General features: G+C 61.8%; 20 protein-coding genes and 2 pseudogenes. 12 read left to right on the top strand and 10 right to left on the bottom strand.

Annotated features, from left to right (window positions below):
* Positions 1 to 2: 2 nt before the first annotated feature.
* Positions 3 to 2156 carry a glycogen debranching N-terminal domain-containing protein gene (locus RIF72_RS17845; protein WP_309076167.1) on the bottom strand — a complete coding sequence of 718 codons (2154 nt, stop codon included), beginning with the start codon at positions 2154 to 2156 and terminating at the stop codon, positions 3 to 5.
* Positions 2157 to 2435: 279 nt separating this feature from the next.
* On the opposite strand from RIF72_RS17845, the gene RIF72_RS17840 reads away from it, so the two are divergent.
* The 6 genes from RIF72_RS17840 to RIF72_RS17815 all read left to right on the top strand — a co-directional run bounded on the left by RIF72_RS17840 (position 2436) and on the right by RIF72_RS17815 (position 8786).
* A complete protein-coding gene (locus RIF72_RS17840) occupies positions 2436 to 2774 on the top strand; it encodes a hypothetical protein (RefSeq protein ID WP_309076166.1) in 339 nt (112 codons plus the stop codon).
* Between the two features lie 92 nt (positions 2775 to 2866).
* Entirely contained in the window at positions 2867 to 4276 is a 1410-nt protein-coding gene (locus RIF72_RS17835; RefSeq protein WP_309076165.1) for a deoxyribodipyrimidine photo-lyase, read from the top strand.
* 171 nt (positions 4277 to 4447) lie between these two features.
* The gene (locus tag RIF72_RS17830) at positions 4448 to 5947 is read left to right on the top strand and encodes a CoA-acylating methylmalonate-semialdehyde dehydrogenase (RefSeq protein WP_309076164.1); all 1500 of its coding nucleotides are present in this window, start codon (positions 4448 to 4450) and stop codon (positions 5945 to 5947) included.
* Complete coding sequence (locus RIF72_RS17825; RefSeq protein WP_309076163.1) at positions 5947 to 7008, top strand: enoyl-CoA hydratase/isomerase family protein; 1062 nt, start codon at positions 5947 to 5949, stop codon at positions 7006 to 7008. Before RIF72_RS17830 ends, RIF72_RS17825 begins: the two co-directional genes overlap by 1 nt.
* Before the next feature lie 11 nt (positions 7009 to 7019).
* A complete protein-coding gene (gene mmsB / locus RIF72_RS17820; protein WP_309076162.1) occupies positions 7020 to 7961 on the top strand; it encodes a 3-hydroxyisobutyrate dehydrogenase in 942 nt (313 codons plus the stop codon).
* Positions 7962 to 8006: 45 nt separating this feature from the next.
* Positions 8007 to 8786, top strand: coding sequence for an enoyl-CoA hydratase (locus RIF72_RS17815; RefSeq protein WP_309076161.1), 780 nt, complete (start codon positions 8007 to 8009; stop codon positions 8784 to 8786).
* Between the two features lie 27 nt (positions 8787 to 8813).
* Here RIF72_RS17815 and RIF72_RS17810 read toward each other — a convergent pair whose 3' ends face one another.
* The 4 genes from RIF72_RS17810 to RIF72_RS17795 form a co-directional block, all read right to left on the bottom strand.
* Complete coding sequence (locus RIF72_RS17810) at positions 8814 to 9770, bottom strand: carbohydrate kinase (protein ID WP_309076160.1); 957 nt, start codon at positions 9768 to 9770, stop codon at positions 8814 to 8816.
* A gap of 120 nt (positions 9771 to 9890) precedes the next feature.
* Entirely contained in the window at positions 9891 to 10685 is a 795-nt protein-coding gene (locus RIF72_RS17805; RefSeq protein WP_309076159.1) for an ATP-binding cassette domain-containing protein, read from the bottom strand.
* Positions 10682 to 11728 (bottom strand): ABC transporter permease, encoded by a 1047-nt coding sequence (locus RIF72_RS17800; protein ID WP_309076158.1) that lies wholly within the window; start codon positions 11726 to 11728, stop codon positions 10682 to 10684. Before RIF72_RS17800 ends, RIF72_RS17805 begins: the two co-directional genes overlap by 4 nt.
* A gap of 86 nt (positions 11729 to 11814) precedes the next feature.
* Positions 11815 to 12927: a substrate-binding domain-containing protein gene (locus RIF72_RS17795; RefSeq protein ID WP_309076157.1), complete on the bottom strand. Its 1113-nt coding sequence runs from the start codon at positions 12925 to 12927 to the stop codon at positions 11815 to 11817.
* A 176-nt stretch (positions 12928 to 13103) separates the two neighbouring features.
* Between RIF72_RS17795 and RIF72_RS17790 the strand changes: the two genes are divergently transcribed.
* Positions 13104 to 14102, top strand: coding sequence for a LacI family DNA-binding transcriptional regulator (locus RIF72_RS17790; RefSeq protein WP_309076175.1), 999 nt, complete (start codon positions 13104 to 13106; stop codon positions 14100 to 14102).
* A 39-nt stretch (positions 14103 to 14141) separates the two neighbouring features.
* On the top strand, positions 14142 to 14435 hold the full coding sequence (locus RIF72_RS17785; protein ID WP_309076156.1) for a putative quinol monooxygenase: 294 nt from the start codon (positions 14142 to 14144) through the stop codon (positions 14433 to 14435).
* Between the two features lie 62 nt (positions 14436 to 14497).
* Here the strand turns inward: RIF72_RS17785 and RIF72_RS17780 are convergent.
* Positions 14498 to 17100 (bottom strand): annotated as a pseudogene (locus RIF72_RS17780) (GH32 C-terminal domain-containing protein).
* 281 nt (positions 17101 to 17381) lie between these two features.
* Here RIF72_RS17780 and RIF72_RS17775 point away from each other — a divergent pair.
* Entirely contained in the window at positions 17382 to 17957 is a 576-nt protein-coding gene (locus tag RIF72_RS17775) for a dihydrofolate reductase family protein (protein WP_309076155.1), read from the top strand.
* A gap of 6 nt (positions 17958 to 17963) precedes the next feature.
* Here the strand turns inward: RIF72_RS17775 and epsC are convergent, their stop codons facing one another.
* Both epsC and RIF72_RS17765 read right to left on the bottom strand, forming a co-directional pair.
* Positions 17964 to 18542, bottom strand: coding sequence for a serine O-acetyltransferase EpsC (gene epsC / locus RIF72_RS17770; protein ID WP_309076154.1), 579 nt, complete (start codon positions 18540 to 18542; stop codon positions 17964 to 17966).
* The gene (locus tag RIF72_RS17765; RefSeq protein WP_309076153.1) at positions 18539 to 19198 is read right to left on the bottom strand and encodes a TenA family protein; all 660 of its coding nucleotides are present in this window, start codon (positions 19196 to 19198) and stop codon (positions 18539 to 18541) included. Before RIF72_RS17765 ends, epsC begins: the two co-directional genes overlap by 4 nt.
* A gap of 107 nt (positions 19199 to 19305) precedes the next feature.
* On the opposite strand from RIF72_RS17765, the gene RIF72_RS17760 reads away from it, so the two are divergent.
* Together RIF72_RS17760 and RIF72_RS17755 are read left to right on the top strand one after the other, a co-directional pair.
* The gene (locus tag RIF72_RS17760; protein WP_309076152.1) at positions 19306 to 20181 is read left to right on the top strand and encodes a universal stress protein; all 876 of its coding nucleotides are present in this window, start codon (positions 19306 to 19308) and stop codon (positions 20179 to 20181) included.
* Between the two features lie 64 nt (positions 20182 to 20245).
* A complete protein-coding gene (locus RIF72_RS17755) occupies positions 20246 to 21142 on the top strand; it encodes a helix-turn-helix transcriptional regulator (RefSeq protein ID WP_309076151.1) in 897 nt (298 codons plus the stop codon).
* Between the two features lie 79 nt (positions 21143 to 21221).
* Here the strand turns inward: RIF72_RS17755 and RIF72_RS17750 are convergent, their stop codons facing one another.
* Together RIF72_RS17750 and RIF72_RS17745 are read right to left on the bottom strand one after the other, a co-directional pair.
* Positions 21222 to 21710 carry a cyclophilin-like fold protein gene (locus RIF72_RS17750; protein WP_309076150.1) on the bottom strand — a complete coding sequence of 163 codons (489 nt, stop codon included), beginning with the start codon at positions 21708 to 21710 and terminating at the stop codon, positions 21222 to 21224.
* A complete protein-coding gene (locus RIF72_RS17745; protein ID WP_309076149.1) occupies positions 21707 to 22903 on the bottom strand; it encodes an MFS transporter in 1197 nt (398 codons plus the stop codon). The genes RIF72_RS17750 and RIF72_RS17745 overlap by 4 nt, the downstream gene beginning before the upstream one ends.
* A gap of 147 nt (positions 22904 to 23050) precedes the next feature.
* Here RIF72_RS17745 and RIF72_RS17740 point away from each other — a divergent pair.
* A pseudogene (locus RIF72_RS17740) lies at positions 23051 to 23440 on the top strand (HNH endonuclease); the annotation flags it as partial.

Below are 23440 nucleotides of genomic sequence, written 5' to 3'. Positions count from 1 at the left end.
TCCTAGGGTTCAGTCCGCCGCAGCTCGGCCTTTTCCACGAGCTCTGTGATCCAGGGCCGTTGCGCTCGGTGGAGCGTCAGGCCATCCGGAAGTCCCTGAACCTGGGATGTGGAACCGGCGACATCAATGGTGATGCGCCCGCTCCCCATGGGCGCATTGCTGATGTGCAAGTCACCGTAAGATTCCGGCAACACCGGATCCAGCCAGACGCCGCCCAACGAAATATGGGCGTCGTAACGCATGAGTCCGGTGATCAGCTGGATGGGAGTGGTGGCAGCCCATGCCTGCGGGGAGCAGGCAGTCGGATACGGCACGGGCTCCCTGAACTGTGCGCGGTCAAAACCGCAGAACAGTTCGGGGAGCCTGCCGCCCGAAAACTCGGCAGCTTCGAGGAGGGCAGTGGCAATGCGCTGCGCTTCCTCCACGAAGCCGTAGCGGAGCAGCCCCGCCGCTATCAGTGCGTTGTCATGCGGCCATACCGACCCATTGTGGTAGCTGGCAGGGTTGTAGGCGCCCATGTCGCTGGCCAGCGTCCGGACGCCCCAGCCGCTGAACATTTCCGGGGACATCAGCCGCTCCGCCACGAGGGGCGCCTTGTCTTCATCCACCAGCCCGAACCACAAGCAGTGCCCCATGTTTGAAGCGCAGGCGTCGACAGGGCGCTTGTCCTTATCCAGGGCGACCGCATAGTAGCCCTTGTCCGGGAGCCAGAACTCCTCGTTGAACTTCTTTTTCAGGCGATCCGCGCGTTCCCGAAGCTCGGCTGCCAAGGTGAGGTCGCCGTCGTCGTACGCCATCCAAGCGCGCGCCATGTAGGCGCCATGCACGTACGCCTGTACTTCGCACAGTGCCAGCGGCGGCTCCGCAATGGTGCCGTCGTCAAAGTTGATGCCGTCCCAGGAGTCCTTCCAGCCCTGGTTGATGAGGCCGTGCTCGTTGGGACGCCCGTACTCCACGAAGCCGTCGCCGTCCCGGTCGCCGTAGTCCCGGATCCATTCGAGCGCGCGATCCGCGTTGGGGAGCAGCTCCGTAATCACATCCTTGGCGAAGCCCCACCGGCTGACGGAACCCAGGACGATGACAAAAAGGGGAGTGGCGTCGACGCTGCCGTAGTAGGCGGACTTGCCACCCAGAGCCAAGCCGCTGGAGACATCCAGTCGAACTTCATGCAGGATCTTGCCCGGTTCTTCCTCGCTGGTGGTGTCCACCACCGTCCCCTGGCGGTCGGCCAAGGTGCGGAGGGTTCCCAAGGCCAAAGACGGGTCAACAGGCAACGCCATCTCGGACGCCCATAATGAATCGCGGCCAAAAAGGGTCATGAACCAGGGTGCGCCGGCGGCGACAACCACCCTGTTGGGATGGTCCGGATCCTGGATCCTCAACGCGCCCAGATCCTCATAGCTGCGCCTCAAGGTGCGTTCGATTGCGCGATTCCCCACCTGCAGCCGGGGGATCTTGGCCACCCATTCCTCCCGACGACGATCGCTGGGGGACAACTCGCCGCGGGCAGGATGGGTGAAGGGCGTCCCCGCACCGTCGAGGGTGGGGACGACGCTCACCCGGGTGCTCCAGCTCCCGTAGGGCGGAATCTTGGCCGTGAAGCCCAACGCCCGCGCCCCTGCGCCGGCGCCCTCGGCCCGGATCACCACACTCTTGCGGATACCCTCCCACTTTCCGCGGATCTCCAAGGAATCGCCCCCCGGGACGCGGGTTTCCGTCCACTCCCGGGTGATCCTCGCTTCCTTGACCTCAAAAAGGTCCGCGAAATCTGACTCGGCAGTTAGCAGGATCCGGCATTCTGCCGGCCGTTTGGAGTAGTTCCGGACTGTAATCTCTTCCAAGATTCCCGCCCCGACTTCCCGCAGCCTTTCCACCAGCAGCGGGCTGTCCGCGTAGCCGTCCGAACGCGGAACCCTTCCTGCAAAAAGGGCGCGGTAGGGTTCCCGGGTTTCAGCTGCCAAGGGTTCGATCATCTGGCCGTTGACGGTCAACTCCCATCGCGAAAGTATCCGGGTGTCCAGATGGAAGACACCATGGGGAAGTTCAGGGTGAATGTCCCCGTTGGCAGAGGAAATGCAGAAGGATGAACCTTCCACCAAGGTGACCGTTCCGGAGCCCAGAGGCCCCGCCGCGGTGTCTGCATTCCATCCCGCCACTTGATGCTCCTTACCAGTGAGCTCCCGAATCGCTTGGGCTCCAGCGGCCGCTCGGTGGGCGGCCTTCTGCGTGGATGTAAATGACGGTACGCCGGAGAGGGTGCAGGCACCAGAGTCCTGCCCATGCCCAGCGCATCTGTGGAGGGCGACCACTGCAGGCAATCCAGAGTTAATCTCTTTTCCTCGTCCGGGGAACCAGAACGGGTCTATAGTGAGGGATAGGACATTCGCTGATGCAGCCCGGCGGCCCGCATTTCTTCCGACGCCGGAGGCCCCGTAATGACCGACACCCAAATTGGCAGCTTTATTCGCGACTGTGTGGTGTTTGAGGACGACACTGAGAACGGCTTGGATTTTGACACTTTCTACGGCCTGTACATCAGCTGGTGCGTTCTCGGACGCAAAATCCCCATCCCCGACTCCGCTTTCAAATCAGCCCTTGAACTCCAGGGACTGAAACCCATCAAGGTCAATGGCCAGAGAATCTATCCCGGCATGAGCATGATTGGTGCAGCCGCGCGGGACTACGTGGTCAACAGCGTTCCCATCTGGAGCGAAACCGCCACCGACATCCCGGTCTCCGAAATTCGCCAGCAAGCCGTGGCATCCATCGCCTGACCTCATTCCAGCAAGCGTTCAGCCCATGCCCCTAGGATTCTTAGGGGGCATGGGCTGTTCCTGTTTCCGGAGGTTCTCGCTGAAAGGCTCTAATGAAACCGTCCATCGTTTGGTTTCGCGACGATCTGAGGGTCGCCGATAACCCGGCCTTGCGTGCCGCCGTCGACGACGGCGCGGCCGTTGCCCTCTACGTCCTTGACGAAGAATCGCCGGGTATCCGTCCCCACGGCGGCGCCGCGCGCTGGTGGCTTCACCACTCGCTGGCCGCGCTCCGTGAAGATCTGGACAAGCTCGGTGTCCCCCTGCTGCTCCGCCGTGGACCAGCATCTGACGTTGTCCAAAAGACCACGACGGCGATTGGTGCCGGCGGGTTGTACTGGAACCGGCGGTATGGTTCCGCTGAGCGAAAGGTCGACGCCGGGATCAAGGCCTGGGCGGGCGCCGCGGGACTGCATGTCTCGAGCTTTCAGGCCTCCCTGCTCCACGAGCCGTGGGAGGTCACCACCAAGACGGGCGGTCAATATAAGGTCTTCACGCCTTTCTGGCGGACCGTTTCTGCGCAGGACTTCCGTGAGCCGCTGGCCGTCCCGGAAGCCGGACACGGATTCACCGGAAAACTGCCCGTCTATGAGCACTTGGAATCGTGGCAACTGCTTCCCACCACACCGGACTGGTCCGGTGGTTTGGCCGACATGTGGAGGCCAGGCGCCACCGCCGGGCATAAGCGGCTCGAAAAGTTCGTGGCGGGCGGCCTTTCCAACTACAGCGAGGGCCGCAACCGTCCGGATACGGATGGAAGCAGTTGCCTGTCGCCCTACTTACGCTGGGGTGAGCTCAGCCCGTTCCAGGTGTGGCACGCCTTGGGTTCCAAGCGATCGGAGAGCGCCTCCATTTATGCATCCGAGTTGGGCTGGCGCGAGTTCTGCTGGCACCAGTACTTCCACAACCCGAGCCTCGCAACGGCCAACCTTCGCCCGGAGTTTGATCGCTTCCCTTGGGCGTGGCCAGGCGCCGAGGGCAGTAACGGCAGCGGTGGCAGTAACGGCAAGCATCCCGGCCACGAGTCAGCGCCGGCGGAATTCCGGGCGTGGCAGCAAGGTCGAACAGGTTTCCCCATGGTGGACGCGGGGCAGCGGCAGCTGTGGCATTCGGGCTGGATGCACAACCGCGTCCGCATGGTCGCCGCGAGTTTCCTGGTGAAAAACCTGGGCATTCATTGGCAGCTGGGGGAGCAGTGGTTTTGGGACACCCTGGTGGATGCCGATCCGGCGTCGAATCCCGCCAACTGGCAGTGGGTAGCTGGCTCCGGGGCGGATGCTTCGCCGTTCTTCAGGATCTTCAATCCGGAGGCCCAGCGCGTTAAGTTCGATCCCCAGGGGAAGTACATCGCCCACTGGATTCCCGAGTTCGGAACACCGGATTATCCGGAGGAAATCGTGGACCTCAAATCCACCCGCACGGAAGCGCTTGAAGCGTACAAGGAGATGAAAGAGGTCCACTAGGGGCTCCCCGAGGTTCCGCCGAGGTAGAAAAGTACCCCTCTGGAAATTAGTAGGAAGTCCGAGTATATTCGGACTCAGAGATGACCTGGATCACAGTTGGTCACGTGTTCCGCAGCGGTCCCAGCACCCGGCGGCACGGCAGTCATTCACGATGCAAAGGAGCATTCCACCATGGTGCGCGAGCTTTCCCACTACGTAGACGGCCAGAGGATCGACGGCGCGTCCGGACGGTTCAGTGATGTTTACGACCCCTGCACGGGCGAAGTCCAGGCGAGGCTTCCGCTGGCCAGCGCTGACGAGGTTCGCAACGCCGTCGCGAATGCCGAAAAGGGTCAGCTCGAATGGGCGGCAATGAACCCGCAACGCCGGGGACGCATCCTGCTCAAGTTCGTGGACCTGGTCAACCAGAACATGGACGAGCTCGCCAAGCTCCTGTCCTCCGAACACGGCAAGACCTTCGCGGACGCCAAGGGCGACATCCAACGCGGCATCGAGGTTGTCGAATTCTCCGCAGGGGCGCCGCACCTGCTCAAGGGCGAATTCTCGGACAACGCCGGCCAGGGAATCGACGTCCATTCGCTCCGCCAGCCACTAGGCGTGGTCGCGGGCATCACGCCCTTCAACTTCCCGGCCATGATCCCGCTGTGGAAATCCGGACCAGCGCTCGCCGCCGGCAACGCGTTCATCCTCAAGCCCTCGGAGCGGGATCCCTCCGTTCCGTTGCGCCTCGCCGAGCTATACAGCGAAGCCGGCGTGCCGAACGGCGTCTTCAACGTGATCAACGGCGACAAGGAAGCCGTAGATGCGCTGCTCGAAGATCCTCGGGTGAAGGCCATCGGCTTTGTGGGATCCACCCCCATTGCCCAATACATCTACGCCACCGCAGCTGCGCACGGCAAGCGCGCGCAATGCTTCGGCGGGGCGAAGAACCACATGGTGATCATGCCCGACGCCGATCTGGACATGGCTGCCGACGCCCTGATTGGTGCCGGGTACGGTTCCGCCGGCGAACGCTGCATGGCGATCTCCGTTGCCGTGCCCGTCGGCCAGGAAACCGCAGACAGGTTGGTGGCCAAGCTGACCGAGCGTGTGAAGGACCTGAAGGTGGGCCACAGCCTGGACAAGGATTCGGACTTCGGTCCCGTGGTGGCTGCTTCTGCCAAAGAACGGATCGAAGGCTACATCCAGTCCGGCGTGGACGAAGGCGCAACACTGGTCACCGATGGGCGCGGCCTCACCGTGGACGGCTACGACGGCGGTTTCTGGGTTGGCCCGACGCTCTTCGACAACGTCACCAAGGACATGAAGATCTACAAGGAAGAGATCTTCGGTCCCGTCCTCAGCGTGCTGCGCGCGGCTGACTACGACGAAGCGCTCAGGCTCTGCAGCGAACACGAATTCGGCAACGGTGTCGCCATTTTCACCCGCGACGGCGACTCCGCCCGCGATTTTGCCAGCCGGGTGGAGGTAGGCATGGTGGGCATCAACGTGCCCATTCCGGTGCCGATCGCGTACTACACATTCGGCGGCTGGAAAGCATCCGGTTTCGGCGACCTCAACCAGCACGGCGCCGACGCGTTCCGCTTCTACACCAAGACCAAAACCGTGACGTCGCGGTGGCCTTCCGGCATTCGCCAAGGCGCCAGCTTCATCATGCCGGCAGGCAGCTGATGGGGGCCGTGGAAACAGAAGACGTTCTCTTTGAGCGTCGCGGCCACCTCGGCATCGTGACACTCAACCGCCCGAAGGCAGTCAATGCGCTGAACGATGCAATGGTGAAAGCCATGCTCCGGCAGCTGACCGCGTGGGCTGACGATGACGCCGTGGACACCGTCCTGGTGCGTGGCGCGGGTGAACGCGGGCTGTGTGCCGGCGGCGACATCGTGGCCATCTACAAGGACATGCTGCACGGTGGCACCGCGACAGCTGAGTTCTGGGCTGACGAATATCGGCTCAACGCGCTTATCGCGCACTATCCCAAGCCATACGTCGCATTCATGGACGGCCTCGTTTTGGGCGGCGGCGTGGGCATCTCTGCGCACGGCTCGGTTCGCGTGGTCACCGAGCGGACGCGCACCGGCATGCCGGAAACCACCATTGGATTCGTGCCCGACGTCGGCGGGACCCTGCTGCTTTCACGCTCGCCGGGGGAGACCGGAACGCATGCAGCGTTGACCGGGGCACACTTGTCCGGCGCGGACGCCCTGTTCCTGGGGCTTGCGGACCACTTCGTGCCGTCTGAGGACCTGCCCGCTCTGGCAGTAGCGTTGGAAAGCTCGACGGCGGAGGCCGCCGTCGAGCGCTTTGCGCAAGCCGCACCGGAGTCAGCGTTGGAGGCGCAGCGGAAGTGGATCGATGCCGCTTACGCCCATGAGAATGCGGAAGAGATCGTCCGGAGCCTGCGCGCTTCGGGCGACGAGGCAGCCGCTGCAGCGGACACGATCGAGACAAAATCGCCCACCTCAGTGAAGGTCGCGCTTGAGTCGCTGCGGCGGGTCCGCGGACTGTCCCTCGAAGAGGTACTGGACCAGGAATATCGGGTAGGGCTCCGCTGCCTGGCCGGTCCCGATTTCCGGGAGGGCATCCGCGCGCAGGTGGTGGACAAGGACCGCAACCCGCAGTGGAAGCCGGCCACATTGGCGGAAGTCCGGGAGGCCGACGTCGAGGGCTACTTTGCGCCGCTTGGCGAACGGGAGCTGGGGCTTGCAGCCAGTCCAGTCCAGTCGATTTGAAGGAGACGAGCATGACAGAGAACGCAGCCATGTCAGATATCCAAGCCCCGGAAACGGGACTCATCGCTTTCCTTGGCCTGGGCCATATGGGTGGTCCCATGGCGGCCAATCTGATCAAAGCCGGGCACGATGTGATTGGCTACGACCCCGTTCCGGCGGCGGTTGAGGCAGCCATGGCGCACGGGATCCCCATGGCATCAACGGCGCATGAGGCTGCTGCGGACGCGGCAGTTGTGTTGACCATGCTGCCCAGCGGCAAGCATGTGCTGGATGCCTACCGCGGTGTGGACGGGCCGGGGCTGCTCTCTGTTGCGAAGCCAAACACCTTGTTCCTGGACTGTTCCACCATCAACGTGGACGAAGCCCGTGAGGCCGCCGTGATCGCCTTGGAAGCAGGACACCGTTCTGTGGACGCCCCTGTTTCAGGCGGTGTGGTGGGGGCCGAAGCCGGCACCTTGACCTTCATGGTGGGCGCTTTGCCGGAGGACTTCGAAACCGTAAAGCGCATTTTGGAGCTCATGGGCAAGAGAATCGTCCACTGCGGTGATCACGGTGCCGGGCAGGCCGCCAAGGTCTGCAACAACATGATTCTGGGAGTGTCCATGATTGCCGTTGCCGAAGCGTTCGTGCTCGGCGAGAAGCTCGGACTCACGCACCAGGCATTGTTCGATGTCGCCTCCAACGCGTCCGGCCAGTGCTGGGCGCTGACCACCAACTGTCCTGTTCCCGGCCCGGTTCCCACCAGCCCCGCCAACCGCGACTACCAGCCAGGCTTCGCCGGGGCACTTATGGCCAAGGATCTGCGCCTCGCTGTGAATGCGTTGGAAAGCACGGGAGTCGCAGCGGAAATGGGTCCCTTGGCCTCGCGGATCTACGACGCCTTTGCCGCCGGAGAAGGTGCGGGAAGGGACTTCTCGGGCATCATCACGGACATCCGCGACAAATCTGTGTGAAAGGTTGGAACTGAACTTATGACGAGCTTGGCGGAGAGGGAGAGCATGACTGAGCAGTACCAGAACATTGTGGTGGAACGTCGGGGACGGGTTGGCGTGGTGACACTGAACCGCCCGCAGGCGCTGAATGCATTGAATACCGCCCTCATGAACGAACTCGTGGACGCAATCACTGCGATGGACACTGATCCGGACGTTGGCGCCGTGGTGATCACGGGATCCGCCAAGGCCTTTGCCGCCGGGGCAGACATCAAGGAAATGTCCTCCAACAGCTACATGGAGATGTACGCCGCTGATTGGTTCCGGCGTTGGGAGGACCTCACGCGTCTCCGCATCCCTGTTGTTGCTGCTGTGTCCGGCTTCGCCCTGGGTGGTGGCTGCGAATTGGCCATGATGGCCGACTTCATCATCGCCGGGGACAACGCCAAGTTCGGCCAGCCCGAGATCAACCTGGGCGTAATCCCGGGAATGGGCGGCTCTCAGCGGTTGACCCGGGCTGTGGGCAAGGCCAAAGCCATGGACATGGTCCTTACAGGGCGGTTCATGGACGCGGACGAAGCCGAACGCTCCGGTTTGGTTTCGAGGGTGGTCCCTGCGGCCGAGGTGATCGACGAGGCACTCAAGGCCGCGGAAGTCATCGCTTCCAAATCCAAGCCCGCCGCGATGGTGGCCAAGGAAGCCGTGAACGCAGCCTTCGAGATGGGCCTGGCGCAGGGTGTTCTGTTTGAGCGCCGGGTGTTCCACTCGCTTTTCGCCACCGAGGACCAGAAGGAAGGCATGGCCGCGTTCAGCGAGAAGCGCCAGCCGGAGTTCAAGCACCGGTAGGCTCAGCAGCGCCCTGCGAACCCGTGGTTATACGGCAGCGAGTGGCTGCTGGTTGAGTCCGTCCAGCCGTCTTTGAAGTTCGTCGGACGTCGGAGGCTTGGCACCGGGCCGACTAACGGTGATCGCGGCGGCCACGGCTGCGGTCTGTCCGATGATTTCGAGGGCGGTTGGCCCAAACGCCTTTTCGGCTCTGGTCAACAGCTCGGCGATGAGCGCGGACATGTAGGAGTCACCGGCGCCGATGGTGTCCGCAACGGTGGTCTTCACTGATGGGATGTTGAGGCGTGTCCCGGGAGTGGCAAGGAGCGCACCTTCAGCGCCTCGGGTGATAACTGCCAGCCGGGCCCCCTTTTTGAGTAGCCGGGATGCTACGTCGTCCGGCGAGGACGTTGGATACAGCCAATGAGCGTCTTCGTCGCTGAGTTTGACGACGTCAGTAAGGGGGAGCAGGTCCTCGAAGATCTTCTTTGCTTCGGCATGGCTACCAAGGAGGGCCGGGCGGATGTTGGGGTCGTAGGTGATGAGGCAGGAGTCGTGACACTGTTCGAGGAGGGTGCGTACGGTCGTGGCTCCCGGGGCCAGGAACGTGGCGATGGACCCGGTATGGACGATTTTCGGAATCATGGCCGGTGCGACGGAGGCAAGCTCCCATAGGATGTCGAACTCGTAGCTGGCCGAACCGTCCGCTGCGAGGGTGGCGGTGGCGGTGGCGGTGCGCTGAAGGGACTTCGACCCGGGAAGCAACTGGACGCCTGCGCTGTGGAGGTGGCTGGTGATGGCAGTGCCGTGCTCATCCTCGCCGATTGCTGTGAGCAGTCCGGTGGTTACCCCGAGGCGCCCTAGGCCGTAGGCGACATTCGCGGGGGACCCGCCAGGGTAGCTGATGGTTCCTTCCTGGGTGTTCACAATGTCGACCAGGGCTTCGCCGATGACGATAACCTCCAGTTGATTATGGGCGGAGGCGTCCGGGTGAAGGTTGTGCATCTTGGTTCTTTCGTCGGGTCAACGGTGGTACGGCGGAGGTATGGGTCCGTCCGCGGACCTGTTTGCAGGTCCGCGGACGGAGACATGGGTTCCGATTGGATGGAACGTGCGGCGTGCCCGTTAGGCTTTGGCCGCACCTGTCATGATGGCGACGGCGTCAGTCATGGTGTGGGACTGCGGGGTGATGGTCGCCGCGCATTTGCCCAGTCGCTGGATGTGGATACGGTCTGCAACGTCGAACACGTGGGGCATGTTGTGGCTGATCAGGATAACCGGCAGGCCTCGGTCGCGGAGGTCACGGACAAGCTGGAGCACCTGGTTGGATTCGCGAACACCCAAAGCGGCTGTCGGTTCGTCGAGAACCACCACCTTGGATCCGAAGGCCGCTGCGCGGGCCACGGCGACTGCTTGACGCTGGCCACCGGAGAGATTTTCGACCGGCACGGTGACGTCCTGAAGGGTGGAGATGCCCAGCCGGGTCAGTTCTTCTTTGGCCTTCCTGCGCATGCCCTTTGTGTCGAGAATCCGGAACAGGCTGCCCAACGGGCCGGGGAGGCGCTCTTCCCGGCCGAGGAACAGGTTCGAGGCGACATCGAGGGCCGGCGAAACGGCAAGGTTCTGGTAGACCGTTTCGATGCCGTGGACCCGGGCGTCCTGTGGCCGTTTGAAGTGAACCTGTTCTCCGGACACGAAGAGTTCGCCGGTATCGGGAACTTCAGCACCGGTGAGGCATTTGATGAGTGTGGATTTTCCGGCGCCGTTATCGCCGATGACGGCCAGAACTTCTCCGGGATAGAGGTCCAGGCTGACGCCGTCGAGACCGACGACGCGGCCGAAGGTCTTGACGAGGTTCCTGGCTTTGAGGATGGGCTCGCGGGTTTCGGTGCGGGGGGCTTCAAATTCTGTGGTGGTCATGACTTGACCTTTCGGATCCACTGATCGACGGATACAGCAATAATGATCAGGATGCCTACAGCGAGGGTCTGATAGAGCACATCCAGGCCAGCGAGGGAGAGTCCGTTGCGGAAGACACCAACGATCAGCGCTCCGAGCAGCGAACCCCAGATCGAGCCGCGACCACCGAAGAGGCTGGTGCCGCCAATGACCACAGCGGTGATGGAGTCCAGGTTCAGATCGACGCCGGCATTAGGGCTGGCGGCATTCGTACGGCCGATCTGGATCCACGCGCCGATGGCGAGGACTGCGCCTGCGGCAAGGTAGACGCTCATCAGGACGCGATTGACGGGGATACCGGCCAACCGGGCTGCTTCCTTGTCATCGCCTACAGCGTAGACATGCCGTCCCCAAGCGGTCTTGCCCAGAATGAACGCCATGGCGACGTAGAGGAGAAGCATCATGAGGACGCCAGTAGAGATCCGGACGGGCCCAATCGGGAATGTGCTTCCCAGCCAGGTGAGCATCTCAGGCATCGCGGAGCCACGCACGGTGCTTCCGCCGGAGTAAAGCAGTGTCAAAGCGATGAAGATGTTCAATGTTCCCAGCGTGACGATGAACGGTGGGAGGCGGAACCTTGTCACAAGGAAGCCGTTCAGAGCACCGGAACCTAATCCGACGGCGAGGCCGGCCAGTAGCGCGATCGGCCCTGGAATGCCATTGCTGACTGAGAGTTGGGCGATCACCATTGAAGACAGGATCATGACCGCACCTACGGAAAGGTCGATTCCGGCTGTCAGGATGATCAGCGTCTGGGCGATGGCCAGGGTACCCACCACGGCAACCTGTTGAGTGATCAGGGACAGGTTCTCAACGCGCAGGAACCGGTCGTTGAGGAGCCCAAAGACCACCACGGCGATCAGCAGAACAATGGCCGGGCTGAGGGCTGGGTATCGGTGAAGGATGTTGCGGATTCTGCTGAGGGGTGTCTGGCGGTCGAGGAATTCCTCGGCCAGATCAGCATGCCCTGCGCTCGGAGGGCCGGCGGTCTGTTGCTGGGTCACTTTAGGTTGCTCCTGAACTTCCATGTTCTGTAACTGCTGGTACGCGGGGAGTCGCTAGGTGGCGCGACTCCCCGCGTCGGGAGAGGTTACTTGCCCCAGCAGACCTGGGATGCTTCGGTGGTGTCGATGCTCTTGACGCTGTCGACTGGCTTGTCAGTGACCAGCTCGACGCCGGTGTTGAAGAAGTCCAGGCCCTCGGAGTTGGCAGGCTTGTTGCCGGTCTTTGCCAGATCGACAATGGCCTTTACGCCGAGCTCGGCCATTTTGACCGGGTATTGCTGTGCCGTTGCGCCGATCACACCGGACTTGACGTTGTCCACACCAGAGCAGCCGCCGTCAACGGAGACGATCAGGACATCTTTCTCCTTGCCCGCGGACTTCAGGGCCTCGAAGGCACCTGCGGCAGCGGGCTCATTGATCGTGTAGACAACGTTGACATTGGGGTTCTTAGCCAGGAGGGTTTCCATCGCGGTACGTCCACCGTCTTCGGCTCCCTGGGATGCCTGGTTGCCCACGATTTCGTAGTCGCCGCCCTTGCCTCCGGTGTACGTTCCCGCCTTGGCTTCGTCGCCGTTCTTCTTCTTATCCGCGGTGTCGATGCCGAGGCCGGTCAAGAAGCCTTGGTCGCGGTTGTAGTCCACCGAGACCACCTTGTCGTCAAAGAGGTCGATGAGGGCAATGACGGCCTTCTTACCCTCCAGCTGCTGAGCGGTCCACTCGCCGATCAGCTCACCAGCAGCGAAGTTATCGGTGGCGAACGTGATGTCAGCGGCATCGGCCGGATCCGGAGGAGTATCGAGGGCGATGACGAACAGGCCAGCGTCCTTGGCCTTCTTCAGGGCATCCACAACGGACGGGCCGTTGGGGGTGATGAGGATTCCCTTGTCGCCCTTGGAGATCGCATTCTCAATGGCCTGGATCTGGGTGTCCTCGTCACCATCGGCCTTGCCGGCCGCGAGCTTAAGGTCGACGCCGTCCGCCTCGGCAGCCTTCTTGGCGCCATCCTGCATGGAAACGAAGAACGGGTTGGAAGTGGTCTTGACGATCAGCGAAACACCGATCTTCTCGTCGGCGCCTCCACTGGATGAAGGGGTGGAGCTGCCTCCGCAGGCTGTCAGGCTAAGTGCGCCGAGCGTCAGGACTGCGCCGGCGGCAAGAAGGCGGGTCCGAGTGGACCGCGTGACTTTGGAACTCAACATTGAAACTCCTGTTTTTGTGGCTGTTGGCGGCGCATTTTCTGCGACTGACAACGTTGTCAGGTAACATGTAAGCAAGGTCACACGGTAGAGTCAAGTGTTAAATCGAGTTGAGGAGCAGCAAGTTGACAACGATGTCTAATCGTTACCAGTCCGACTCCGGACGCAAGCGCCCGACGATGAAGAATGTGGCCGATCTCGCGGGGGTTGGGATCAAAACAGTCTCCCGGGTAGTAAATGACGAACCAGGAGTCTCCGAGGCGACCCGCCAGCGGGTAATGAGGGCTACGGAGCAGCTGCAGTACCAACTGGACATCACTGCGGGTAGCCTGAAGCGTTCCGGTCGCAAGACCCAGTCCATCGGGCTGCTGCTCCCGAGCGTGTCCAACCCGTTCAGCGGCGAGATCCACAGGGCCATGGAAGACGCCTTGGCTGTGCGCGGAATCGCCGTCTTCGCTGCAAGCCTGGATGACGATCCTGACCGGGAGAGGAAGCTGATTTCAGCCTTCCTGGGCCGTCGGGTCGACGGGCTTGTGCTCACCACCATCGCCAAGAGCCAGGCGTACATGATTCCGGAGCACTCCCGCGATCTGCCGCTGGTGTTCATTGACCGTGAGCCTGCAGGGATTGAGGCTGACGCGGTAGTCACTGACAACGAAGTTGGCGCGGCAAAGGCGGCGGCCCATCTGATTCAGCATGGACATACCAGACTGGCTTACCTCGGCGACCGAACGGACATTCAGACCGCCGGGAGGCGTCGGGCAGGGTTCATGGACGGCGTCGGACAAGCAGGCATTTCCACCTCCAGCGTCTCCGTTCGCGAGAACCTCCATGATGAGGAAGCCGCATTTCGGGCGGCTCACGAACTGCTCACCTCAGAGAACCCGCCGACGGCGATCTTCTCCAGTCAGAACTTGGTGACGTTTGGCGCCATGCGCGCACTGAAAGCCCTTGGGCTGCATCACAAAATTGCCCTCATTGGATTTGATGATTTCACCCTGGCCGACATGATGGACCCCGGGATCACTGTGATCGCCCAGCACCCGGAACGCATCGGCAAGCTTGCGGCTGAGCGGATCCTTGCGCGGATCGATGGGGACCAGAGCCCTGCCCGAACGTATGTCATCCCAACTGAACTGATACAGCGAGGTTCTGGTGAAATCCGCATCCCGAGCTAATCCGGCACAACCCGAAACCAACCGAGTAAAGGACAGGTCATGACCAAGACACTGTATGCAGAGTTCACTGTCAAGGAAGGCAGCGAAGCCCGCGTAGCAGAAATGATGGCAACGCTCACGGGACACGTTCGCAACGAACCGGGGAACGTGATGTTCCTGCCCTACACGCGGGAAACCAACCCGCGGGAGTATTTCGTGTTTGAGGTCTACCGGGACGAGCAAGCCTTTCAGGAGCACATCGGCGCCGACTACGGCCGGGAGTTCAACGCGGAACTGGCCGAACACATCGAAGGCGAAGGCTCCGTCCTGACTTGGTTGAAACCATTGGTTTAGCTGTAAAAGCAAAAGGGACGGCGGCCGGCGAAAGCCGGCCGCCGTCCCTTTGCGTAGTGGTGTTACTTCTTTCCGGGAAGGAACATTGATCCTTCCATGGGGGTCACGGTGAGGGACTTCAGTTGCGCTGTCCCACCTTCGGCGAAGAGCGCCATTTTGTCCGCTCCGGCGTTGGGAAATACCTGATCTGTTATGGTCCGGAGACCGTCACCGGAGAATACTTCCACCGATGAACGGTCTACATACACCTGCAAGGTGACATTGCCCTTTTTGTCCAGGATGACAGGGGCGTCCTCAACGGAAGCGAAGGCCGGGTGGAAAGTGGTGTTTCCCGAGTTTGTGCGGTCAACGAAGATCTTTCCGGTGGTGGAGTCATAGCCGATGACGGTGGAGGACTTCCCGTCGCCCAGTACTGTGATGCCTGACTTTTTCGCCGTGCCGGGTGCGAACGTGATGTCCACACGCTGGACCTGGCCTGAAGCAGCCGCGGGCAGCGGGGTTGTTCCGGCTTTGATGGCGCCGCCCTTCTTGTCCGTGTAGCTGGGCTTTATCGCGAGCTTGTCCACTTGCTTGACTACCTTTTGGGCAAGGCGTGGTCCGTCAGGTGTTTGGGTCAACTGCACCTCACGGGGCAGGGACATGGCGCTGCGCCAAGGGTTGGTGGGATGTTGTTGGCGTAATCCCAGTTGCTCATCCAGCCCAGCATCACCCGCTTGTTATCGGGCATGTTCGAGAAGGAAACTGCCGCATAGTAATCGCGGCCGTAGTCCAGCCAGTCATAAGACTCCAGCCGGGACTGAGCCGCTGTGGAGCTGGCTGTGAACTCATCAGCAAGAATGTGTCCCCAACCGAATCTGTTGTTGTCAACAACCTTGATGTTTGCCTGCTGGCCCACGAACTCCTTGACGTCCCATGAGGCCCAATCCAACGTTTCACTGTCATTTCCGGTGGCGGTTCGAACCACTTGTCCGTTGACGACCAGGTTCACCGTTTCTTCATCGGATCTGGGAACAGCCGCTGTGTCAGTGAGCATGACATGATCAAGGGTCAGATGGCCCCATCCACCGGTTGCTTCGTCAACGATCCGCAGCTGTGCGTTCTGTCCCGCGAACTCCGAAACGTCCCAGCCCTTCCAGTTCAGCAGCCCAGCGTTTTCGCCTGCCAGGGAGCGGACCACGTTGCCGTTGACGAGTAGCTGGACAGCCAAAGTTTGGCCGGACTCCGCCGTACGGTAGCCGCCTCCGACCAGCATGGACATGAAGTTCTTTGTGATGGGGAATTCGGGGGAGGTCAGGGTGCCCTGGCGGTCATCACCAGGCACGGCGCCGGTTTCGAACGTGTTGATTCGTTTGGCGCCAATGTAGTAGTCCCCGCCGCTGGTGGCCGGCTGGAAATTGGGGGTCAGGTCTCCCGTCCCGGCCCAGCCGGCATCGGACAGTGTTTGACCTTCGGGAAGCTCGAAGCCGTCAAACTTCAGTTCCCCCTGGGGCGGAGTGTTGTCTAGCTTGTCCGAGACGCGGGGGTGCTTGCCGCCGCCGATCAGGAAGTTCAGGTAGTCGTCGGTCACGGTGAAGGTCGGTGACTGCATGGAACCCATCGGCCAGTCGCCGTCGGTGAACGAGTTGATCAGGCCTGTTCCGCCGAATCCGGTCACCGGACTCTGTCCGGGCAATGAACCGGGGGCGGGAGCGTCAGCGAAAGGGCCGTTCTTCCAGTTGTCTGGTTCGTTGTTTATGGTCCAGCCGTTGTAAGTTCCGTCGTTGAAGCCTGCCAGGACAGTGCCTGTCGGTACCTCGGCCACTGGATCGGTGGTTTCGGAGGTGAAGGTGGTGCCGTCGAAGTCACCCACGAAGTACTGTCCGCCCGAGCCTCCCGCGACGCCGCCGGGGTTGATGCTGACCACCATGACCCACTTGATGTTGTTCTTATCCCCATCCACCGCGAGTGGGAACAAATCAGGGCATTCCCACTGGCCGCCGGTGGCGTTGGCGGGTCCGAATTCGCTCAGTGCAGTCCAGTCCTTGAGGTTGTCGGACTTGTAGAGGAGAACCTTGTGATCCTGCGACTCGACTGCCGTCATGACCCAGTAGCCGTCGCCGGATGGGTTGTCGTACCAGAAGACCTTTGGGTCCCGGAAATTGGCTGAATTGCGGTTCAGCACAGGATTTCCTGAGTATTTGGTCCAGGTCTTGCCGTCATCCAGGCTGTAGGCCAAGGACTGGGCCTGGAGGCCGCGGTGCGGGGATGGGTCCTTGTAAGCACTGGTATAGATGGCCACCAGCGGGGGGTTTTTCTTCGTCCCAAAGCCCGTGGTGTTGTCCTTGTCAACAACGATGCTGCCGGAGAACACATCCTCCTGCGTATCGGTGGATAGGGCCAGCGGCTGCTCCTGCCAGTGAACCAAGTCCTTCGAGGTCGCATGACCCCAAGACATGTTCCCCCACGTGTTGCCGGAGGGATTGTATTGATAGAACAGGTGATAGACACCCTTATGAAAAACCATCCCGTTGGGGTCGTTCATCCAGTTTTTCTCCGGCGTGTAGTGGTAAGCAGGTCGAAACTCCTCATTTCCCACCTCCGGTGCCGCAGATGCTGGTGCCATGCCGGCCATGATGCCCGAAAGCGTCAGGCCCGCCAGCGTCAACGCAGACGTCGCTGCCCGCATCCTACTCATAGTGGATTTAGTCATTGCTCTCCTCGTTCGCCCTTCATCGCGCGTGCCCATCCCCTAATAGACAACGTTGTCAACGAGAGAAAAGCTACGATAAGTCCATCGGACAAGTCAACGGGTTTTCGAGCTAAGTTAAGGTCGATTCCAAGGCCCTAACCGATCGGACACCGTTGTCAGATACAGTTTGGTTACCGATAAGGGAACCGCCAGGGGTTGTCGGCTTATGCTTCGCGGCGTAGGCTCCTGCGGGCCATCATCGGATCGAGGAGTCGCTCATGGGACAGCTGATCGTCCAGGATTTCGTTACCGCCGACGGATACGCCGCCGACACCAACAACGAGTTCAAAGCCTACGAACTGCTGGAAGGTGGAACGGCCGAGTTTGACCGTGCCCAGCTCGAATGGCTCGGCAGCGTGGAAGCAATGGTTCTGGGCGCCAATACCTACAGGTACTTCGCTGAATACTGGCCTACGGACGCCTCCGAGGGCGAGATCATCGCTCCAGCCCTCAACGGCCTGAGACGTCACGTGTTTTCACGCCACCTGAAGGAGGCGCCTTGGGGCGACTTCCCGCCGTCGACCGTTGAATCCGGCGACGCGATCGAGGCCATTCGTCGCATCAAGCGGGAGTCCGCAAAGGACATCGTTCTCTGGGGAAGCCTGTCGCTCGGCCAGACGTTCTTCGTCGCCGGAGAAGTGGACGCAGTCCGGCTTGTGGTGATGCCGCTGGGCCAGGGCTCAGGCAGGGGCGTGTTCCCGGCCGGACATGACCCTGCCCTGTTGCAGCTCGTTGACGTGAACAGCTATGACCAAGGCTTGGTGGAGCTCAGCTACTCGGTGCGGCAACGGTGATGTGTCCTAAGTAAGCAGCGCCGGATCGATGAAATCCTCGCGTGGGTCCACCGTGGCGTCGGGATCTTTTGAGCGTGAAATTGCAGGGAGGCCCACGGCGACAGAACGAGGCGGAACGTCTCGAACGACCACCGCGTTAGCACCGATTGCAGAGTGCTCACCCACGATGACGGGACCCAGAACTTTAGCCCCGGAGCCGAGCATGACGTGGTTGCCGATAGTGGGATGCCGTTTAGTCTTACTGAGCGCCCGACCGCCCAATGTGACGCCTTGATACATGAGGACGTCGTCCCCGACTTCGGCCGTTTCCCCTACGACAATTCCCGTTCCATGGTCGATGAAAAGCCGCCGACCAATCGTGGCCCCGGGGTGAATCGAAATTCCGGTCAGTGCTTTCGTTGCTTGGGAAATCAATCGAGCCGGACCGCGCAGGTGCGGCTTCTGCCACATCGCGTGGGCCAGTCGATGGCTCCAAAGTGCGTGAACCCCTGAGTAGACAAGCGCCACCTCGAAGAGGCTTGTCGCCGCCGGGTCCTGGTTCTTGGCGGCGTGGAGATCTTCTTTCAGGAGCTCAAAAATATTCATGAAACGTGTACAGCCAGCGCAGCGTCGAAGAACGTGCGCTCCAGCCGCACTGCTTCCGCGAAGGTGGCGGCAACGCGCTCCCGTGCAGCGGCGTCAGCAGGCTCGACGGCGTCGAATTCGTCGCGTAGCCACGTGACCCATGCGTTGTACTCGGGGTTGTTGTGGAGGCGGATCCACTCGGCATGCTTTGCGTGGACGGGCCATTCGGTGGGGTCGCCGGCGCGGGCGGCCCAGTCTCCGTAGAGCCACTCCGCAACCAACAGCACTGCCAGGACCTCCGGATAGGAACGGGTGGCCAGGGCGCTGCGCATGAGGTTATCGAAATCGCGGGTGGCAGATCCGAGGACGGGCGCGGTCCGGTCAATCTCCTGAACATCCAGTTCGTTGAAGCAATCCTGGAAGTACGTATTCTCATCCGAAGCGAAAGCCCCGAGAACCCGGGCAAACACAAGCCGGGAAGGAAGCGAAGGTGCCGATGCCACAGCTTGGCCCAGGAGGGCGGTGAAGGCATCGCAGAACTGGTAATCCTGGACGAGATAGTCACGCAGGTCCTCATCGGAAAGGGACCCGTCCAGCAGCTGGTCCACGAACGGATGGTTGACGGCGGCGTCCCAGTCCTCGGCGTTCTGGTCCCTGAGTTCAATGGCAAAGCCCACGATGTTTCCTCCTGAAGTGTCGGCATTCGGAGCCTAGCAGCGTGCAGCGCTGCAGGGGCGGGCGTTACGCACTGGTGCCGCTACCAGTGCCAGCGTAGGCTCTGGCCATGACGAACGAGCACCCATCGAAGACAATCGTGGTTGGCTATGACGGATCCGAAGAATCAAACCGCGCCGTCCAGTGGGCCGCCAAACACGCGATCCTGCGGGACTGTTCCCTCCATGTGGTGCACTGTTCCCTGTGGGTTCTCGTGTCCAACAACTTGGGTCCCGTTCCAGGCGTTGCCGACAGCGGCTTGGAACGGGCCGCTCAAAAGGTCCTCGAGGAGGGGGCGACGCTCGCCAAGGAGACTGTCCCCGATCTGAAGGTTCACTCCACCTTGTTGCATGGGATGCCACGCGATCACCTTGCCCATGTTTCGGCGGGTGCAGAGATGTTGGTACTCGGAAGCCGGGGACTTGGCGGGTTCATGGGCTTGCTTGTGGGGTCCGTGAGCTTGGAGATGGCAGCAACTGCGGAGTGCCCGGTGGCAGTGATCCGGGCAGATGACCATCCGGAAGGTCCAGTGCTGCTTGCAGTTGATGACTCCGGATCACCGGCAGCCCTCGACGACGCCTGTCTTTTCGCGGTAGCAACTGGTGCCGACCTCATGATCGTCCACGTACTGCACGAACCGGAGGGGTACCGACGGTTGCGCGAGCCCGTGGAAGCTTACCCGGACGCTGAAGCCATGCTCGATTCCGTGCTGAGCCGGGCCCGCCACAAAGCACCCGGAATCACCGTGGCCGGGGAGCTGTTGGTGGATGCTTCATTCTCCCGGGCAGTGGTCAAGGCCTCACATGGGGCTCGCATCACGGTTGTAGGGACCAAAGGACATGGACTTATCAAGGGCACCATAGGCTCCACGGCTCACGCTGTGCTTCACCATGCCCACGGTCCTGTGCTGGTTTCCCGCCGCAGGGCCACCCCCGAGGACAGGTAGCCGCCACTTTGGAGGTCCTGGCAGGGACTCCCTCCGGCGACAGAGCAGATCTATGGTGGAGTCCATGGACAATCGGGCGGAAGTACGCGAATTTCTGATCTCCCGGCGGGCCCACGTGGCCCCGGAGCAGGTTGGGTTGCCCACCGGAACCAACCGCCGGGTCAAAGGGCTCCGCCGCAGCGAAGTGGCCACTCTTGCCGGGTTGAGCGTGGAGTACTACACCCGCTTGGAGCGGGGTGCCATCAGCGGCGCCTCACCGCAAGTACTGGAGAGTCTCGCCAGGGCGTTGAACCTGGATGACGCTGAGAGGGCGCATCTGTTCGATCTCGCGCACGCGGCCAGTCCTGTTGCCAGACCCCCACGGCGTCGGAACTCGAAATCGTACGTTCCACATGAGAGCCTGCAATGGGCGCTGGATGCTGTCACGGCCGGGCCCGCTTTTGTCCGGAATGGTCGCATGGACCTGTTAGCCGTGAATCCCTTGGCCCGGGCGTTTTACAAGGACTGCTACGACATGCCGGGCCAGACACCCAACATTGCCAGGTTCACGTTTCTGGATAATCGCGCGCATGAGTTCTACCCGGACTGGGACGCCTTTGCAGAGGTGACGGTTTCAATCCTTCGCACCGAGGCTGGACGCGACCCGCACAACAAGGAACTGCACGATCTTATTGGTGAACTGAGCACCCGCAGCGAGGAGTTCCGCACACGGTGGGGCGCGCACAACGTCCGCCACCACGGCACTGGGTTCAAGACGTTCAACCATCCGATCGTGGGCGAGATGACACTTGCGTACGAGGGCCTGGAAATGGCCGCGGAACCCGGATTGACCCTGACCATCTACGCAGCGGAACCCGGGTCGCCGTCGGCCGAGCGCCTTCAGCTGCTGGCCTCCTGGGCAGCCAGCGAATTCGGACAGGGCGTCCAGCCTCCGTCCGAGAAGACACGGACGGACAGCTGACTACTGCGGCTCACGACGGCGGCGCTGCCGCACGCTCTATCGTCGACGGCGGCGCTGCCGCACCCTCTACCGCCGACGGTCAGCGGCTGACTTCTACACGAACCTCTTGGCCCTCGAAGCGCGCAAGCTCTTCCGGCGTCGCGTTGTAGCGCCCCAAGTGAATGGTCTGGTCCGAGAATCCGATGCCCGAGGCGTTGTAGTAAAAACCGAGGTTCTCCCAAGGTACAAAGTAGATCAGATCGCCGTTCTCGGGATCAGATCCGGGCGACCCTTCATAGTGGAGGGGCCTGGGCAGGTCCGCGATCTTCTCCCGGCCAGCGAACTCTTCCACGGCGACGGTGAGTGGCAGCATGCTCAGAAAATCCCGGGTAGCGGGGTTGTCCTCTCCGATGGTCACATCCAACGACGTCGAGCCGGTGCTGAAGCGGACCACAGTGCCCATGACGCTGCCTGCAGCGGGGCTGGATGTCTCGCTGGTCGACGTCGGGGTAGCTTCACCGGTGGGAGATGGGCTGCAGCTGACGAGCGCCAACGCCAGCAACAGTACTCCGGAGCTGCGACGCTTCATGCCAAAGAACCTTCCTTCCGATCCTTGAGCATCAACACTGTGAGCGGCACGAAGTAGAGCGCGGCAATGCCTGTCCCCACCAGCACAGGACCCGTGGCTCCAAGCGCGGACTCCAGGGCGTAACCGGCGATCCACGATCCCACGGCCGTGCCGAGGTTGAACGCCGAGGTGCTGAGTGCTGAGGCGAAGGTGGGTGCGTGGCTGGCATAACGAACGGCTTTACCGATCAAGATCGGATTGGTGGCCATCCCGAAGAGTCCCAGCAGGAAGATCAGGACCACTGTCACTAAGGCGTGGTGGGAGAACAAGGAGAGAGCGCCCAACACCAGGAACGTCATGCCCGCTGAGATGAACAGTGCCGGATAGGGCTGGTGGGCGCCGAAATGACCTCCAAGATTAGAGCCGATGAACGCTCCCACGCCGTAAGCCACCAGAACCAACGGAACCACGGAAGCGGCCAGCCCCGTGTTCTCAGTAAGCAGCGGAGAGATGAAGCTGTAGGCAGCCAAGGATGATCCGCACACGATCGCGCAGCCCGCCAGGACAAGCCAGACCCTGGCGTCACGCATGCTGGCAAGCTCGGCCCGCACGGACGGAGCGGGCCCGGATTCCGGGCCCACCGAAACCAGCCGGTACACCACAACAGCTGCCGCCAGCGCAAGAACAGCCAAAGCCCAGAAAGGGCCACGCCAGCCGATAACTTGGCCTGCGAAGGCACCCAGCGGCGCACCAACCACATTGGCGAGCATGCCACCGCCAAGGACAACGCCCAGTGCTTTGGACGCTGAAGCCGCACCTGCGGCTTTTGCACCCACGACGGCGGCTACCGCCCAGAAAGCGCCAGTCGCCAGTGCCGTTACGAAACGAGCCACCAGGATCAGCGTGAAGTCGGAAGTAAGGGCGACAATCACATGGCCCAGAGCGAAGACCACCAGCGCGAGACTCAGCGTCAGTCGACGCGACAGCTTGAGGGTCAGAATGGACATGGTGGGGGTGCCGACGATCATGCCCACCGCGAAGACCGTGATCATGAGGCCAGCGCTTGCCACGGAAACACCAAGATCGCCCGCAATCTCAGGCAGAATGCCCGCAACTATGAACTCGGTGGTCCCCATGAGGAACACTCCGGCCGCCAGAACGTAGGTCACCAGTGGCAAACGCCGGGTCTTGGTGGAGGAAATGGTTGTGGTCATGACTTCAGAACATCAGGTTTAGAAAGTGTTAGGGAGACCCGCTTGAGGGAGGTCCTCCGAGGGACTCCTTCACTTGGCAAAAAGGTCATCGGGCCCCATTGGGATCACTGGCGTTATATTGTCGGTGGCTGCTGCCAGAGTTAGGGCATGGAGCGGATTGGGGATAAGCAGGCGGGCGCGGTGGTGGCGCTTGGGCGCGCTCCCGTGGTTGCGGATGCTGTTCAGCGCGGCGCGGTTCCAGTCAGCACTGGCGAGGTTCCGGCCAACACCGTGAGTGGGGACTTGATTGAGCAGTTGCGGGTTTGGAGGAGATGAAGTCGGCCATTACGGCGTTGCAGGCGCGGGTTGCTGTGGCTTTTGATCTTGCCCAGCGTGCCGAGCAGGCCGAGGCGGGGGTTCCAGCGGCGGAGCGTGGCCAAGGTGTGGGTGCGCAGGTGGCGTTGGCCCGGCGGGAGTCTCCGAATCGTGGGTCCCGGTTGTTGGGTTTGGCGAAGGCCCTTGTGCTGGAGATGCCGCGGACTTTGGCTGCTCTGAAGT

The sequence above is a fragment of the Paenarthrobacter sp. genome (genome assembly GCF_031180005.1).
In the GTDB taxonomy this organism is placed as follows: domain Bacteria; phylum Actinomycetota; class Actinomycetes; order Actinomycetales; family Micrococcaceae; genus Arthrobacter.
Note: the sequence above shows the minus strand (reverse complement) of the source record. Positions and strands in the feature narration are given on the sequence as shown.

Bases quoted from the DNA above. Each gene is read 5' to 3' on its own strand.
- RIF72_RS17815 (WP_309076161.1), top strand. From the start codon at position 8,007: ATGACTGAGCAGTACCAGAACATTGTGGTGGAACGTCGGGGACGGGTT.
- RIF72_RS17810 (WP_309076160.1), bottom strand. From the start codon at position 9,770: ATGCACAACCTTCACCCGGACGCCTCCGCCCATAATCAACTGGAGGTT.
- mmsB (WP_309076162.1), top strand. From the start codon at position 7,020: ATGACAGAGAACGCAGCCATGTCAGATATCCAAGCCCCGGAAACGGGA.
- RIF72_RS17760 (WP_309076152.1), top strand. From the start codon at position 19,306: ATGACGAACGAGCACCCATCGAAGACAATCGTGGTTGGCTATGACGGA.
- RIF72_RS17790 (WP_309076175.1), top strand. From the start codon at position 13,104: ATGAAGAATGTGGCCGATCTCGCGGGGGTTGGGATCAAAACAGTCTCC.
- RIF72_RS17755 (WP_309076151.1), top strand. From the start codon at position 20,246: ATGGACAATCGGGCGGAAGTACGCGAATTTCTGATCTCCCGGCGGGCC.
- RIF72_RS17835 (WP_309076165.1), top strand. From the start codon at position 2,867: ATGAAACCGTCCATCGTTTGGTTTCGCGACGATCTGAGGGTCGCCGAT.
- RIF72_RS17840 (WP_309076166.1), top strand. From the start codon at position 2,436: ATGACCGACACCCAAATTGGCAGCTTTATTCGCGACTGTGTGGTGTTT.
- RIF72_RS17805 (WP_309076159.1), bottom strand. From the start codon at position 10,685: ATGACCACCACAGAATTTGAAGCCCCCCGCACCGAAACCCGCGAGCCC.
- RIF72_RS17785 (WP_309076156.1), top strand. From the start codon at position 14,142: ATGACCAAGACACTGTATGCAGAGTTCACTGTCAAGGAAGGCAGCGAA.
- epsC (WP_309076154.1), bottom strand. From the start codon at position 18,542: ATGAATATTTTTGAGCTCCTGAAAGAAGATCTCCACGCCGCCAAGAAC.
- RIF72_RS17830 (WP_309076164.1), top strand. From the start codon at position 4,448: ATGGTGCGCGAGCTTTCCCACTACGTAGACGGCCAGAGGATCGACGGC.
- RIF72_RS17795 (WP_309076157.1), bottom strand. From the start codon at position 12,927: ATGTTGAGTTCCAAAGTCACGCGGTCCACTCGGACCCGCCTTCTTGCC.
- RIF72_RS17775 (WP_309076155.1), top strand. From the start codon at position 17,382: ATGGGACAGCTGATCGTCCAGGATTTCGTTACCGCCGACGGATACGCC.
- RIF72_RS17750 (WP_309076150.1), bottom strand. From the start codon at position 21,710: ATGAAGCGTCGCAGCTCCGGAGTACTGTTGCTGGCGTTGGCGCTCGTC.
- RIF72_RS17745 (WP_309076149.1), bottom strand. From the start codon at position 22,903: ATGACCACAACCATTTCCTCCACCAAGACCCGGCGTTTGCCACTGGTG.
- RIF72_RS17825 (WP_309076163.1), top strand. From the start codon at position 5,947: ATGGGGGCCGTGGAAACAGAAGACGTTCTCTTTGAGCGTCGCGGCCAC.